Here is a 13,964-nt window from a genome sequence, read left to right on the forward strand (position 1 = left end):
CGCCTCGCCCCGCTCCTGGACAACGACCGCAACCAGATCGAACTCTTCACCGCCCTGCTGCTGTCCCTGCCCGGCAGCCCGATCCTCTACTACGGTGACGAGATCGGCATGGGCGACAACATCTGGCTCGGCGACCGCGACGCCGTCCGCACCCCGATGCAGTGGACCCCCGACCGCAACGCCGGATTCTCGTCCTGCGACCCGGGCCGGCTGTATCTGCCCACGATCATGGACCCGGTCTACGGGTACCAGGTCACCAACGTGGAGGCGTCGATGGCGTCGCCGTCCTCGCTGCTGCACTGGACCCGCCGCATGATCGAGATCCGCAAGCAGAACCGTGCCTTCGGCCTCGGCTCCTACCGGGAGCTGCCGTCCTCCAACCCGGCGGTGCTGGCCTTCCTGCGCGAGTACGAGGACGACCTCGTGCTGTGCGTGAACAACTTCTCCCGGTTCGCCCAGCCCACCGAACTCGACCTGCGCGTCTACGACGGACGCCACCCGGTCGAGCTGATCGGCGGGGTGCGCTTCCCGGCCATCGGTGAACTCCCGTACCTGCTCACCCTCGCCGGGTACGGCTTCTACTGGTTCCGGCTCACCCGGGTGGCCTCCCGCATCGGCCGACGGCCTTGACCATGTGCCGAGGAAAGGACGCGCCGTCATGACGAAGACCGTTTCCCCGCGCCCGAGAACCGTCGGCGCCGGGCCCATGGCCTCACTGGCCGGGCTGCTGCGCGATTGGCTGCCGCGGCAGCGCTGGTTCGCCGGCAAGGACCGGCCCGTCACGGACCTCGGCCTGCTGTCCATGACCGAACTGTTCACGGGCTGTCTGCACCTGCTGGTGCACGCCGGCCACACCGGCGTGCCCGGCCCCGGCGGCGACCCGGCCGGCGACTGCTACCAGCTGCTGCTCGGCGTGCGGCAGCACCCCGCCCCGCGCCTCGGCCGCGCCCTGATTGGCAGGGCCGAGCAGGGCCCGCTGGCCGGGCTCGCGGTGTACGACGCCCTCCAGGACCCCCGGTCGGCGCAACTGCTCCTGGAGCGGCTGCGCCGGCCCGGCACGGCGGGGCCGCTCAGCTTCGAGACCGACCCGTCCGTCGAGGTGCCCGCCGGGCTGGTCCCGCGCGTCCTGGAAGCCGAGCAGTCCAACTCCTCGCTGGTGTACGGCGACGAGTTCATCCTGAAGGTCTTCCGGCGCATCCAGCCCGGCGTCAACCCCGACCTGGAGGTGCCGGGCGCGCTGGCCGCGCAGGGGTGCGGGCGGGTCCCGGCGCCGGTCGCGTGGCTGCGCACGACGCACCCCGAGGAGGCGACGCTGGGCGTGCTCCAGCCGTTCCTGCGCAACGCCTCCGACGGCTGGACGCTGGCCCTGCAGGCACTCGCGTCCGGCGGCGACTTCACGACCGAGGCCCACCAGCTGGGGCAGGCCACCGCCGAGGTGCACCTCGCGCTCGCCTCCGCCTTCCCCGCGGGGCCGCACGAGGAGAACGCACGCACGGCTGCGGCGATGGCCGAGCGGCTGGACGCCGCCGCGCACTGCGTCCCGGCGCTGCGCCCCTACGTGCCCGGCCTGCGGACCGCCTTCGGCGCGCTCGTCGCCTGCGATCCCGGACCGCCCGCCCAGCGCGTCCACGGCGACCTGCACCTGGGGCAGGTGCTGCGGGCCGGCCGGGACTGGTTCGTCATCGACTTCGAGGGCGAGCCGTCCCGTCCGCTCGACGAACGGCGCGGCACCCGGTCCCCGGTGCGCGACATCGCCGGGATGCTGCGTTCCTTCGACTACGCGGCCCGCCAGCGCCGCCCCTGGCGCCCCGAGTGGGCGCGCCGCTGCCGCGAGGCCTACTGCGCGGGCTACGCCTCCCGCGCCGGATGGGACCCGCGCAAGAAGCACGGCCTGCTGCGGGCCTACGAGACGGACCGCGCCGTCTACGAGGTCCTGTACGAGGCCCGGCACCGACCCGACTGGCTCCCCGTACCGATGGCGGCGATCGAACGTCTCGCCGTGAGAGGAGGCTGACACCATGGCCCTGCGCGACACCTCGCCGCCGGAGGCGGCCGGACCCGTCCCCCGCCGGGCGGCCCCGCCCCTGGACCCGGCCGACCGCGAGCGGCTGCTCACCGGCCGGCACCACGACCCGCACGCGCTGCTCGGCGCCCATCCCGTCCCGGGCGGGACCGCCTTCCGGGCCCTGCGCCCCTACGCCCGCGCCGTGAGCGTCGTCGTCGACGGGCGGCGCCACCGGCTGGCGTCGGAGGGCGACGGCCTGTTCTCCGGCGTGCTGCCGCTCGGCACGCTCCCCGCGTACACCCTCGTGGTGACGTACGCGGAAGGGGAGCACGAGACGGAGGACCCGTACCGCTTCCTGCCCGCGCTCGGCGAGTTCGACCTGCACCTCATCCGCGAGGGCCGGCACGAGCAGCTGTGGCAGGCGCTGGGCGCCGAGCCGATGACCCACCAGGGGGTGAGCGGCACCCGGTTCACCGTGTGGGCGCCGAACGCCCAGGGCGTGCGCGTCGCCGGGGACTTCACGTTCTGGGACGGGACCGCGCTGCCGATGCGGTCCCTGGGCGCGTCGGGGGTGTGGGAGCTGTTCCTGCCGGGCATCGGGGAGGGCGCGCGCTACAAGTTCGAGATCACCTCCCGCTACGGCGGCCGGTTCCTGAAGGCCGACCCGATGGCGCGCCGGACGGAGGAGCCGCCCGCGACGGCGTCGATAGTGACGGCCGCGCACCACGAGTGGGGCGACGCCGAGTGGATGGCCCGGCGCGGCCGGACGCCGGTGCACGAGGCGCCGTTCTCCGTCTACGAGGTCCATCTGCCCTCCTGGCGACTGGGACTGACGTATCGTCAGCTGGCCGAGCAGCTGCCCGGCTACGTGAGGGACCTCGGCTTCACCCACGTCGAGCTGATGCCGGTCGCCGAGCACCCCTTCGGGCCGTCCTGGGGCTACCAGGTGACGTCCTACTACGCGCCGACCGCGCGGCTGGGCACCCCGGACGACTTCCGGTACCTGGTCGACGCCCTGCACCGGGCCGGGATCGGCGTGATCATGGACTGGGTGCCGGCCCACTTCCCCAAGGACGACTGGGCGCTGGCCCGTTTCGACGGGGACCCGCTGTACGAGCCCGGTGACACGCGGCGCGCCGAGCACCCGGACTGGGGGACCTACGAGTTCGACTTCGGGCGCACCGAAGTGCGCAACTTCCTCGTCGCCAACGCCGTTTACTGGTGCGAGGAGTTCCACATCGACGGCCTGCGGGTGGACGCGGTCGCCTCCATGCTCTACCTCGACTACTCGCGCGACTCCGGCCAGTGGGCCCCGAACGTGCACGGCGGCCGGGAGGATCTGGACGCGGTGGCGTTCCTGCAGGAGATGAACGCCACCGTGTACCGGCGGGCGCCCGGCGTGGTGACCATCGCCGAGGAGTCCACCGCCTGGGACGGGGTGACCCGCCCCACCGACAGCGGCGGGCTGGGGTTCGGGCTGAAGTGGAACATGGGCTGGATGCACGACTCGCTCGGCTACATCCAGCACGAGCCGGTGCACCGCAAGTACCACCACAACGAGATGACCTTCTCGATGGTGTACGCCTACAGCGAGAACTACGTGCTGCCCATCTCCCACGACGAGGTCGTGCACGGCAAGCAGGCCCTGGTGTCGAAGATGCCCGGCGACTGGTGGCAGCAGCGCGCGAACCACCGCGCCTACCTCGGCTTCATGTGGGCCCACCCGGGCAAGCAACTGCTCTTCATGGGGCAGGAGTTCGCGCAGGGCGGCGAGTGGTCCGAGACGCACGGCCCGGACTGGTGGCTGCTCGATGCGGGCTACGGCGCCGAGGCCGACCACCGGGGCGTGCGCGACCTGGTCCGCGACCTCAACACCGTCTACCGCCGCACCCCCGCGCTGTGGCAGCGCGACAGCGACCCGGCGGGTTTCCGGTGGGTGGCGTGCGACGCCGCCGAGGACAACGTCTTCGCGTTCCTGCGGTTCGACGCCGACGGCGGCCCGCTGCTCGCGGTCTCCAACTTCTCCCCCGTCGTCCGGCACGACTACCACCTCGGCGTCGGCGACGACGTACCCGCCTGGTACGAGATCCTCAACACCGACGCCGCCGGGTACGGCGGCAGTGACGTCACCAACCCCGGTCCCGCCCAGCCGGAAGAGGGCCGCATCCGGCTCACCCTGCCGCCCCTCGCCACGATCTGGCTGTCACCCCTTCCGGCGTAGGCCCCGCGTGAGCCCGGGCGTGGGACCCGGGCAGGTGTCCGACCGCTCTTCCAGGGCATTCGGAGTCGTACGCCATCCAGGGCCGGAGAAGGGCGAGATCACGTGCGCACCGTCGGAGTGGAGGAGGAACTCCTCCTCGTCGACCCGGAGACGGGTGAACCAAGGGCGCTGTCCGCGGCGGTGCTCGCCCGCGCCGCGCGGGACGACGCGGAGGGGGAGGTCTTCGAGAAGGAGCTGCACAACCAGATGCTGGAGTTCGCCACGCGTCCGCAGGCGCGGATGGCGGACCTCGGGGCGGAGATCGTGCGCTGCCGCGGTGAGGCCGCCCGGCACGCCGGGGAGATCGGCTGCGCCGTCGCGGCCCTCGCCACCTCCCCGCTGCCGGTGAGCCCGAAGGTCGGGGTGGGCCGGCGCTACCGGTGGATGGCGGAGCAGTACGGCATCGCCACCCAGGAGCAGCTCGTGCTGGGCTGTCATGTGCACGTGTCGGTGGAGTCGGACGACGAGGCCGTCGCGGTCGTCGACCGGATCCGGCCGTGGCTGTCCACGCTGGCGGCGCTGAGCGCCAACTCCCCGTTCTGGCAGGGCAAGGACACCAGTTACAGCAGCTACCGCAGCCGGGTGTGGCAGCGGTGGCCGTCGGCGGGCCCCACCGAGGTGTTCGGTTCCGCCGAGCGCTATCACCGCACGGTCGCCGACATGGTCGCCACGGGCGTCCTCCTCGACGACGGGATGATCTACTTCGACGCGCGGCTGTCCTCGCGGTACCCGACGGTCGAGATCCGGGTCGCGGACGTGTGCCTGCGCGCCGACACCGCCCTGCTCGTCGCCGCCCTGGCCCGCGGCCTGGTCGAGACGGCCGCGCGGGAGTGGCGGGAGGGCCGGCCGCCGCTGGAGCACAGCGTGAGCCTGCTGCGGCTGGCCGCCTGGCGGGCGGCCCGGTCCGGTCTGGAGGACGAACTGCTGCACCCCGTGACCATGCGGCGGATGCCGGCGGACGCGGTGGTGCGCGCCCTGCTCGACCACGTCGGCGAGGCGCTCGCGGACGCCGGCGACCTGGAGCGCGTCCACGACACCGTCTCCGGCCTGCTGGAGCACGGCAACGGCGCCCGCGTCCAGCGGCAGTTGCTGGAGCGGACGGGAAGCCTGCGGGAGGTCGTCGCCGAGTGCGTGCGCCTCACCCAGGGTGAGCCGCACGGTCCTCGCCGTACCGGTCACAGCAGCAGCACGAGGGCGTAGGCCAGGAAGAACGCGGCGCACAGGACGACGAGGCCGAGGATCAGGATCAGGGGTCCCTTGGCCCATCCCTTCGTCGGGTTGTACGTCTCGCGAGGGCCGGCCCCGGGCATGCTGGACTCCGCGGGCGGGGTCTCCCCCGGCGGGACGCCGCCGCCCGGCTCCAGACCGGTGGTGCGCTCGGGCTCGGGATCGGGGTTGGTATGACTCATGTGCCCCGGGTCCCCACAACGGGCCGGGATCATCAACCCGCCGAGTTGCCTGTTCCGGACACCGATCGACGCTGCCTCGGCTACATTCGAGCACCGCCGATAACAGTTCTCGTCGGCGGTGTCACACTTCGTACACGTCAGGAGCAGCGCATGCGCGACTTCGCCCTCGCTCCCCCCACCGTCTCGCCCCTGACCGGCGGGCTCGCCGACAGCGTCTTCGACGTGGCGGCCCAGAATCCCGCACTGCCCCTGCTCGCCCGCCGGCCCACCCCCGCCTCGCACGCCTGGCAGGAGGTGACCGCCGTACAGGTGCGTGACGAGGTGGTGGAGCTCGCCAAGGGCCTGATCGCCTCCGGCATCACGCCCGGCCACCGCGTGGCGATCATGGCGCGCACCCGTTACGAGTGGACGGTGCTCAGCCACGCGCTGTGGGCCGTCGGCGCCGAGCTCGTGCCGATCTACCCGACCTCCTCGCGCGAGCAGGTGGCGTGGATCCTGCGCGACGCCGGCTGCGTGGCGGTCGTCGTGGAGGACGAGCAGGCCGTGATGACGGTCGGCTCGGTGTGCGGCTCGCTGCCGCGGCTGCGGCACGTGTGGCAGCTGGACGCGGGCGCGTTGCAGGACCTGGTGGCGCGCGGCGCGTTCATCCCGACGACCACGGTCGACTCGCTGCGCCGTATCGTGCTGCCGGACTCCACGGCCATCATCGCCTACACCTCCGGCACCACCGGCCACCCGATGGGGTGCGCGCTCACCCACCGCAGCCTGGCCGCCTCCTGCGACGTGCTGATCAAGGGCTGGCGGCACACCGTCGCCCCGCCCGGCGAGCAGCCGTCCGTGCTCGCCTTCCTGCCCTTCTCCCATGTGTACGGGATGCTGGTGCAGAGCCTGTGCGTGCGCGGCGGCATGGTGATGGGCCACGAGCCCGACATGAGCGAGGCGGCGCTGGCGGCGAGCCTGCGCTCCTTCCGGCCCACGTACCTGTGCGCCGTGCCGTCGATCTTCGAGAAGATCTACAAGAACTTCCTGCGCGCCTCGCAGGAGGCGGGCCGCGGCACGCTGTTCGAACGGGCCGCGGAGACCGCGCGGGACTTCGCGGCGGCGCAGGAGCGGCAGCGGCTGGGCGAGGGGCCCGGGCCGGGATTCGATCTGCGGCTGCAGCACGCCCTGTACGAGCGGACGGTCTACCGCAAGCTGCGCGCCGCGCTCGGCGGCCGGGTGTGCCGGGCGACCTCCGGCGGCTCGCCCCTGAGCCGTGAACTGTCCTTCTTCTACGAGGGAATCGGCATCTACGTCAACGACGGCTACGGGCTGACGGAGACCAGCGGCGGCATCACCGCGCAGCCGGTGGGCCGGGAGAAGACCGGGACGGTCGGGCAGGCCCTGCCCGGCACCGACGTCATGGTCGCCGACGACGGGGAGATCCTGGTGCGCGGGCCGTCGGTGTTCCAGGGCTACATCAACGACGAGGCCGCGACCCGGGCCGTGCTGCGCGGCGGCTGGCTGGCCACCGGCGACCTGGGGCGGCTGGACTCCGAGGGCTATCTGACGATCACCGGCCGCAAGAAGGACATCGTCATCACCAGCAGCGGCAAGAGCGTCGCGCCGGCCGCCCTGGAGCAGCGGCTGCGGATGCACCCGCTGATCCACCAGGCGGTCGTCGTGGGCGACAACCGGCCCTGTGTCGGGGCCCTGATCACGCTGGACCCGGACTTCCTGGCGTTCTGGCGCGGCTCGCTGGCCCTGCAGCGCGACACGCCGAGCCGCGAGGCCCGGGAGGAGAACACGCTGCGCGAGGAGATCGCCCGGGCCGTCGCCGCCGCCAACAGCACGGTGTCGCGCTCGGAGTCGATCAGGGTCTTCCGGGTGCTGGCCGAACCGTTCGACCAGTCCAACGGGTTGCTGACGCCTTCCATGAAGCTGCGCAGGGACGCCATCGTGCGGCACTACGCGCTGGAGATCGACGCGATGTACCAGGCCCGTTCGCGGTCCCCGAGGCAGAGCGGGCCGGACGAGCTGTCGAGGTGGGACGAGGCGGACAACGTCTTCCGCTGACGGCGCGGTCCCTCCGGCCGGCGGCCCGCCGGTCCCGCGACCGTGACGGCTGTCCCAGGTGCCGGTATGAGTAGGCCCCGGCCGCCCGGGAACTTAGGACACGGTAGGGACATGTGAGCCACGACGACACCGCCGTCGACACCGGGCGGAAGGGACCATGACAGCCGAGCCGCGTAGGGACGGAACCCTGACTTCCGAGGACATTCCGCACTGCACCGTCCGTTTCCCGGGTGAGCCGCGCAACGTGACGGACGCCCGCCTGGAGGCGGAGCGGTTTCTCGACGATCTCGCGCGGGTGACGCCACCGGCGGCGCCCGAGCACTGGGACGACATACTGCTGGTCGTCTCGGAACTGGCGGCGAACGCCGTGCAGTACGCCCCCGGGCCGTTCGAGCTGCACCTGCGCAGGACGTTCGACGGCGTGCACGTGGTGGTGCGCGACACCAACACCACGCCCCCGGCACCGCGCCCCTTCGACCCGAGCGGGGGCGGCGGCGGAATCGGCTGGCACCTGATCCACGCCCTGTGCGACCAGGTCAGCGTGATCACGAACGGCGGCGGGAAGGACATCCACCTCTTCCTGCCCTGGTGAGCCGACGGCTCCGCCGGTTCACCGCGACGGCCCGGGCACGGCACGCAGCGGCACCAGCACGCTGATGGTCTTGCCGCCCCCGTCGCGCGTCTCGATGACGATGTCCCGCGCCAGGCGGATGATCAGCGGCCAGCCGTACCCGCTGCCGTGGTGGCCGGCCGGCAGGGCGCCGGAGCCGTAGGCGACGCCCGGCACCACGTCGCTGTTGTCGTGCACGGTGAGCCGTACCCCCTCGGGGACGGCCACGGCGTCGAACCCGGCCAGTCCGTCACCGTGCCGGATGGCGTTGGTGACGAGCTCCGACACCACGAGGAGGAGGTCGATGACGTCCTCCTCGCGTGCCGTGCGCGCCGCCGACTCCCACTGCTCCCGCACCACCGACCGGGCATGCGCCCGCGCCGCCGCCGCGGTCGTCACCTGCCGGCCGACCGGCGCCTTGTCGGAGGTGCGGTCGCCGCGCCGGGGCGACCGGTCGGCCTGCCTCACGGCTCCGTCACCGCTCCGGGCGTCCGCGGCGGCAGACTCTCGTAGTAGCGGCCCACCGTCGTCAGGTAGGCGGGGTCCATGGTCTCGCTGTCGGTGCGGAACCGGGGCGCGGCCTTCACCTCCGCCCGGCTGCAGGCCACGGTGATCTTGCGGTGCCCGGTGTCGATGCCGGTGACGGCGCCGGCCGGGACGACCGCGCTCCGTCCGAAGACCCAGACGCCCGTGTCGACGACCAGGTGCCGCATGCCCGCGTGCTCGGCCTCCCGGTCCACGTGTCCGATCGTGCCGTCCTCGGCGTCGACGGTGTAGCCGGTGAGGTCCTGCCCCGGCGCAGGGCCGCCCCCCGGCGCGTACGCCCAGATGCTGCGGTTGGTCACGCCGCTCCTTCCTTCCCCGTCGGATGGCGAAGCCTCGGACGCGGGAACGAAAGGGTGGCGTCCGGAGGCTCCACAGCAGCGGTTACCCGGCTTGCCGCCCCGCATTCGGCGCCGGGCGGCCCTCAGCCCGTCCCGGGGCGGCCCTGCCCGCCGATGTCCTGCGCGTCCTGCGCGGGGGCCACCAGGTGGTCGAGGGTGCCGGTCATCTCGAGGACCCGGTCCAGCAGGGCGGGGCGGTTCTCCAGGCGCAGGCGGACCCCCTTCCCGTCCGTGCGGCGCCGGATCAGCAGCAGGGCGGCGAGCCCCGAGGAGTCGATGTGGCGCAGGCCCGTGAAGTCCAGGCGCAGCAGGGCCGGCGCCGTCTCTGACGGGGTGAGCAACGACGTGACGGCGTCCACCAGTTCGGCGTGGGTGTCGTAGTCGAGTTCGCCGTCGACGCGGACGACGGCCGCATCGGGTCCGTGCTCGACGGTGAGCTCGAAGGACGGCTGCTGCGAGATGGTCATACGGGTTGTCCTGGTCGCGGGGTGTTCGATGCTCGGAGATGGTCGGCGAGGGCGTCCCGCCCCGACCCTAGCGTGCGGCGGGCGCGCGGGAAGTCCCGCAGTTGTCGGCTCAGCAGTTCGAGGGCGGGGTCGAGCGAGCGGGCCGGCACGTCGCGGGCCGCGAGGACGTCGGCCGTCCAGGTCAGGAACCGGCGGAAGGCGTCAGGGTCGTCGACGTAGAGCGCCACGGCCAGATGGTCGAGGATGTGGGCGACGTCCTCGGCGGTGCGCTGCCGCTGCCGGTCGGTGTAGTCGCGCAGCGGCGGGAAGCGGTCCTCGAGCTGCGCGAGCGTCTCCTTCACCAGCTGCTGCCGGTTGCCGACCACCATGGTGTATTCCTGGTCGGCGAGGTGGGGCAGGCAGTCCACCGGCTGGTCGACGGCTCCGTCCCCGGTCCGGGTCAGGCCGCGCTCCAGGACGGCGGCGCCCTCGCGGGCGTCGGGCGCCCAGGCGTCGGCGCCCAGGGCACGGGCGTACCGCCCGTCGGGTCCGAAGGCCGTGCCGCCCGCGATCACCGGCACCCCGGCCGCCTGGCAGGCCGTGACGGCGGCGTGGGCCGTGGGCAGGTTGCTGAAGAAGGTGGACGACAGCGCGACGGCCCGGGGGCCCGTCTGGTGCAGGTGGGCGATGAGGTGCGGGGTCGGCACGTGCGCGCCGAGGAAGTCGACCCGCCAGCCGCGCAGCCGCAGCACCTCCGCCAGCAGCCGGGCGGGCAGCGCGTGCCACTCCCCGTCCACGCAGGCGACGGTGACGCGGGGGCCGCCGGGTTCGGCGGCGCGGTGGCCGGGGTGGTGGGCGAGGGCGGCGATGACCCGCTCGTGGATGGCGGTGGCGGCGTGTTCCCGGGCCACGGTGAGCCGGTTCGCCGCCCATTCGGCGCCCACCCGGGCCTGGACGACCGCGATCACGTCCAGCAGCGCGGTCTCGGCGTCCATCCCGGAGTCGACGGCGTCGAGGACGGCGGCGGAGGCCCGGTACTCGTCTCCGGCGCGGACGGCCTCCCACAGGCGCTCTCGGACGTCCTCGAGCCGGTGGTGCCCCGGCGGGGCGTCGTGGTGAAGGGTCATGCGGTGTACCTGCCCCGAGTACGGCCGTGTACCGCGCTGAGGTGGGCGTGGTGCGGCGCGGTCACGGCCACCAGGGCCATGTCGTCGTACCGCCCGTGCCCCACCCACTGCTCGGCCAGCATCCGCACGTGCGAGACGGCCGCCTCGGCGGGCATGCCCGCGCAGTGGGCCAGGGCCTCCTCGATGCGCTCGGTGCCGAACATCTCCTCGCCCAGCGGGCCGCCGCGCGCCTCCGTGACGCCGTCCGTGAACAGCAGGCACGTCTCGCCGGGGGACAGCTCCACGTGGGCGGTGACGGAGGTGATGTCCGGGAAGACGCCCACCAGCGTCCCCCGGGTGGCGACCTTCTCCACGCTGCCGTCGTCCCGCACGATCAGCGGGGGCGGGTGCCCGGCGCTGGTGACGCGCAGGTGCACGTGCCGGCCGCGGCGGGCGACGGAGACCAGCAGCAGGGTGGCGAACCGGGTGTGGTGGGAGTTGATCAGGGCGCCGTTGAGCAGGTCGAGCAGCCTCTGGTGGTCGCCGGCCAGCGGCAGCAGGGCCTGCACCGTGTTGCGGATCTTGCCCGTGAGGACGGCCGCCTCCAGGCCCTTGCCGCACACGTCGCCCAGGACCACCAGCGTCTCCTGTTCGGCGTCCGCTCCCGGATGGACGTCGTAGAAGTCGCCGCCGACGTGTTCGCTCTCCAGGGACGGCCGGTAGGACCCCGCGAACTCCACGCCGTGCACCTCGCGCAGCGGCGGCGGCAGCAGTTCCCGCATCAGGGTGGTGGTGATGGCGGCCTGCTCCGCGTACATGCGGGCCGCCGACATCGCCGCTCCGGCGCGGGCCGCGAACAGCCGGGCGAAGACCTCTTCGCTCTCGGAGAAGGCCCGGTCCTCGCGGGAACGCAGCAGCACCAGCGCGCCGGCCGGGACGCCGTGGCCGGGCAGCGGGGTGACGACCGCCGAGCCGACGTCCCCGGGAAAGCCGTCGGGGACGAGCCAGTCGGGGATGGCGGCCGGGTCGATCCAGCGCGACGGCACCGGCGGGAAGCCGCGCAGCGCCTCGCCGAGTCCCGGGACCTCGGCGGGCCGCGCCTCCACCAGCCGGTGGACCGGGCGGTCGCCGGAGCGGCAGTGCGTGACGGGGAACCTGCGTCCTCGGGGCGGGGCGACGACGACGGCCGCCTCCGCCAGGTGTTCGGCGGCCAGGGAGGCGGTGACCTCCATGCAGCGTTCCAGGTTCAGTGAGGCGAGCAGCGCGCTGGAGGCGCCGGCCAGGAAGGCGGTGCGCTTGCGTTCGCTGTCGAGCGCGGCCTCGGCCTGGCGGCGGTCGGTGTCCTCCAGCAGCCACCAGGTGACGTTGCCGTCCGCGGTGCGGCTGCCGTGGGCTGCGAACGTACGGTCGCCGAGGCTGCCGTGCTCCGCCTGCGGCCGGGCCGTGCCACAGGCGGCGGGGGGAAGCGCGATCCGTTCGTGGGCGTCGGCGATCCACGCCGGGACCACGTCTCTGAGAGGCGCGCCGCGCACCGCGTCCGGGAGCAGGGCGGCGGCCGCGGGGTTCAGGCCGAGCACGTCGCCGCGGGGGCCGGCGACCAGTACGGGGCACGGTGCGGCGCCCCAGGCGGCGTCGGGGGCGAGGCCGGGGCCGCTCGGGTCGGTGGGGGCGTAGCGGGGTGTGTCCAAAGCAAGGCACGCTTCCGCGCGCCCACCGCCTTCCGGAAGGGGAGGAACTGTTTCCTTCTGGCAACTCTCTCGCGCCGGGCGCCGGGAGGGCAAGGGGACCGAGGGTGAGCTACCGCATGCCGGTTCCCTTCCGTCGGACGAGCGGGCGGCTCGTGCGCGGGGTGTGCATGGGGTGTGCATGGGGTGCCGATTCGGGGGTAAACGCCGAGGCGCGGCGCGCACGGCGCGTCGCAGGTGAGGGGCATGACGCGGTCACGCGCACCCGGTCGCGCAACGCCGCCGAGCCGGTGTGCATCGCGTCGGCCCATGCGGGTAACCAGCCCTGGCCGTCATATTCGTTGGAGGTACACGTGTCCATCGCCCAGAATCCCTTGTCCGTCGACGTCAGCCTGCCCCGGACGGACGTCGCACTGCTCGCGGTCAAGGGTTACTTGGACATCGACACCGCGACGGAGTTCCAGCATCATCTGGCCAATCAGCTGCACCACGGCCGACGCCATTTCCTGCTCGATCTCTCCGACGTGCCGTTCATGGACTCCTCGGGGATGAACATCATCCTGCGCGTGTACCAGGAGGCCCGTGAGCTGCCCGGAAGCGTGCACATCATCTCGCCGACGCCCGCCGTGCGGCGCATCCTGGACCTGACGGGAGTGAGCATCACGGTGCCGGTGTCGGAGAGTGTCGAGGAGGCGCTCGACCGCGTCGACAGGCACGACGGGACGCCCGGGGAGGAAGGCCGCTGAAGCGGGATCCGGAAGGGGCCGGGCAGCTGCGAGGGACCGGAGAGGGATCGAGGATGCGAGGGCCGGTGACGACCGTCCGCGCCCGCCGCCGCGGGCCCGGCGGCGCCTCCGCGGCGGACCGGGCACGTCCGGCCGCGGCGGGAGGTCAGGCCGTGCGGGCGGCCGGCTCGCCGTCGCCGTGTATCTGGGCCGCCGCGGCCGCGCAGAAGGCCTCAAGGCCCTGCTGCAGCGCCGAACGCTGGGCGGCCGGCATCTGCTCCAGCACGGAGAGCACGGCGCCTTCACGCCGGGCCCGCAGGTCGGCCAGGTACGCCCGCCCCCGGCGGCTGAGGTACAGCCGCAGCTCCCGCCGGCTCGTGACGGAAGCCCTGCGCTCCATGAAGCCCACGGCCTGCAGCCGGTCGCACAGCCGGCTGGTCGACGGGGGCGTGGAGCCCAGCGCGTCGGCGAGCGTGCGCAGGTTGATGCCCTCATTGTGTTCGAGGATGAACAGGACACGCAGCTGCGAGGCGGAGACCGGCGCCGTCGAGGCACGACCCCACAGGACCTCGAGCAGCTCCGCGGCCTTCGAGGTCACGCACGCCGCCGCCTCCTGGGGCCGTGGGCGCTGGTACGAGGACGTCACCCCGCCACTCTCGCAGGCTTCGCGATCCCTGTCAGCTCGCCGCCTCGCCCGGCCCGGCGGCGCGGACGTGGACCACAACGGACAGCAGTGGCCGCCGCGGCCCCTCCGACGCGGCGCCGCTCCCCCACACGGA

General features: G+C 73.3%; 14 protein-coding genes. 7 read left to right on the forward strand and 7 right to left on the reverse strand.

The window, feature by feature from the left end; all coding sequences use genetic code 11:
* From AB0G63_RS12140 to AB0G63_RS12155, 4 genes are all read left to right on the forward strand, one after another.
* Positions 1 to 630: alpha-glucosidase C-terminal domain-containing protein (locus AB0G63_RS12140; RefSeq protein ID WP_360748263.1), on the forward strand; the 630-nt coding region annotated here is incomplete at its 5' end.
* 28 nt (positions 631 to 658) lie between these two features.
* Positions 659 to 2,014 carry a maltokinase gene (locus AB0G63_RS12145; protein ID WP_360748265.1) on the forward strand — a complete coding sequence of 452 codons (1,356 nt, stop codon included), beginning with the start codon at positions 659 to 661 and terminating at the stop codon, positions 2,012 to 2,014.
* A gap of 4 nt (positions 2,015 to 2,018) precedes the next feature.
* Complete coding sequence (gene glgB, locus AB0G63_RS12150) at positions 2,019 to 4,226, forward strand: 1,4-alpha-glucan branching enzyme (RefSeq protein WP_360748268.1); 2,208 nt, start codon at positions 2,019 to 2,021, stop codon at positions 4,224 to 4,226.
* Between the two features lie 102 nt (positions 4,227 to 4,328).
* The gene (locus tag AB0G63_RS12155; RefSeq protein WP_360748271.1) at positions 4,329 to 5,465 is read left to right on the forward strand and encodes a glutamate--cysteine ligase; all 1,137 of its coding nucleotides are present in this window, start codon (positions 4,329 to 4,331) and stop codon (positions 5,463 to 5,465) included.
* Here AB0G63_RS12155 and AB0G63_RS12160 read toward each other — a convergent pair.
* A complete protein-coding gene (locus tag AB0G63_RS12160) occupies positions 5,441 to 5,674 on the reverse strand; it encodes a DUF6480 family protein (protein WP_360748274.1) in 234 nt (77 codons plus the stop codon). The two genes, AB0G63_RS12155 and AB0G63_RS12160, sit on opposite strands and share 25 nt — an antisense overlap.
* Before the next feature lie 150 nt (positions 5,675 to 5,824).
* Here AB0G63_RS12160 and AB0G63_RS12165 point away from each other — a divergent pair, with 150 nt between their 5' ends.
* Together AB0G63_RS12165 and AB0G63_RS12170 are read left to right on the forward strand one after the other, a co-directional pair.
* A complete protein-coding gene (locus tag AB0G63_RS12165) occupies positions 5,825 to 7,729 on the forward strand; it encodes an AMP-dependent synthetase/ligase (protein WP_360748277.1) in 1,905 nt (634 codons plus the stop codon).
* A 157-nt stretch (positions 7,730 to 7,886) separates the two neighbouring features.
* Entirely contained in the window at positions 7,887 to 8,321 is a 435-nt protein-coding gene (locus AB0G63_RS12170) for an ATP-binding protein (protein WP_360748280.1), read from the forward strand.
* Positions 8,322 to 8,339: 18 nt separating this feature from the next.
* Here AB0G63_RS12170 and AB0G63_RS12175 read toward each other — a convergent pair whose 3' ends face one another.
* From AB0G63_RS12175 to AB0G63_RS12195, 5 genes are all read right to left on the reverse strand, one after another.
* Positions 8,340 to 8,738, reverse strand: a complete 399-nt coding sequence (locus AB0G63_RS12175; RefSeq protein ID WP_360748654.1) for an ATP-binding protein — start codon at positions 8,736 to 8,738, stop codon at positions 8,340 to 8,342.
* A 65-nt stretch (positions 8,739 to 8,803) separates the two neighbouring features.
* Positions 8,804 to 9,184 (reverse strand): PRC-barrel domain containing protein, encoded by a 381-nt coding sequence (locus AB0G63_RS12180; protein ID WP_360748283.1) that lies wholly within the window; start codon positions 9,182 to 9,184, stop codon positions 8,804 to 8,806.
* A 122-nt stretch (positions 9,185 to 9,306) separates the two neighbouring features.
* Positions 9,307 to 9,690, reverse strand: a complete 384-nt coding sequence (locus AB0G63_RS12185) for an STAS domain-containing protein (RefSeq protein WP_360748286.1) — start codon at positions 9,688 to 9,690, stop codon at positions 9,307 to 9,309.
* Positions 9,687 to 10,796 carry a cobalamin-dependent protein gene (locus AB0G63_RS12190; protein WP_360748288.1) on the reverse strand — a complete coding sequence of 370 codons (1,110 nt, stop codon included), beginning with the start codon at positions 10,794 to 10,796 and terminating at the stop codon, positions 9,687 to 9,689. The genes AB0G63_RS12185 and AB0G63_RS12190 overlap by 4 nt, the downstream gene beginning before the upstream one ends.
* Positions 10,793 to 12,376: a PP2C family protein-serine/threonine phosphatase gene (locus AB0G63_RS12195; RefSeq protein WP_360748657.1), complete on the reverse strand. Its 1,584-nt coding sequence runs from the start codon at positions 12,374 to 12,376 to the stop codon at positions 10,793 to 10,795. The genes AB0G63_RS12190 and AB0G63_RS12195 overlap by 4 nt, the downstream gene beginning before the upstream one ends.
* 437 nt (positions 12,377 to 12,813) lie before the next feature.
* On the opposite strand from AB0G63_RS12195, the gene AB0G63_RS12200 reads away from it, so the two are divergent.
* Positions 12,814 to 13,206, forward strand: coding sequence for an STAS domain-containing protein (locus AB0G63_RS12200; protein ID WP_360748659.1), 393 nt, complete (start codon positions 12,814 to 12,816; stop codon positions 13,204 to 13,206).
* A 145-nt stretch (positions 13,207 to 13,351) separates the two neighbouring features.
* Here AB0G63_RS12200 and AB0G63_RS12205 read toward each other — a convergent pair whose 3' ends face one another.
* Positions 13,352 to 13,783 (reverse strand): MarR family transcriptional regulator, encoded by a 432-nt coding sequence (locus tag AB0G63_RS12205; protein WP_360748291.1) that lies wholly within the window; start codon positions 13,781 to 13,783, stop codon positions 13,352 to 13,354.
* Positions 13,784 to 13,964: the final 181 nt, after the last annotated feature.

Source organism: Streptomyces sp. NPDC020996, assembly GCF_040641355.1.
In the GTDB taxonomy this organism is placed as follows: domain Bacteria; phylum Actinomycetota; class Actinomycetes; order Streptomycetales; family Streptomycetaceae; genus Streptomyces.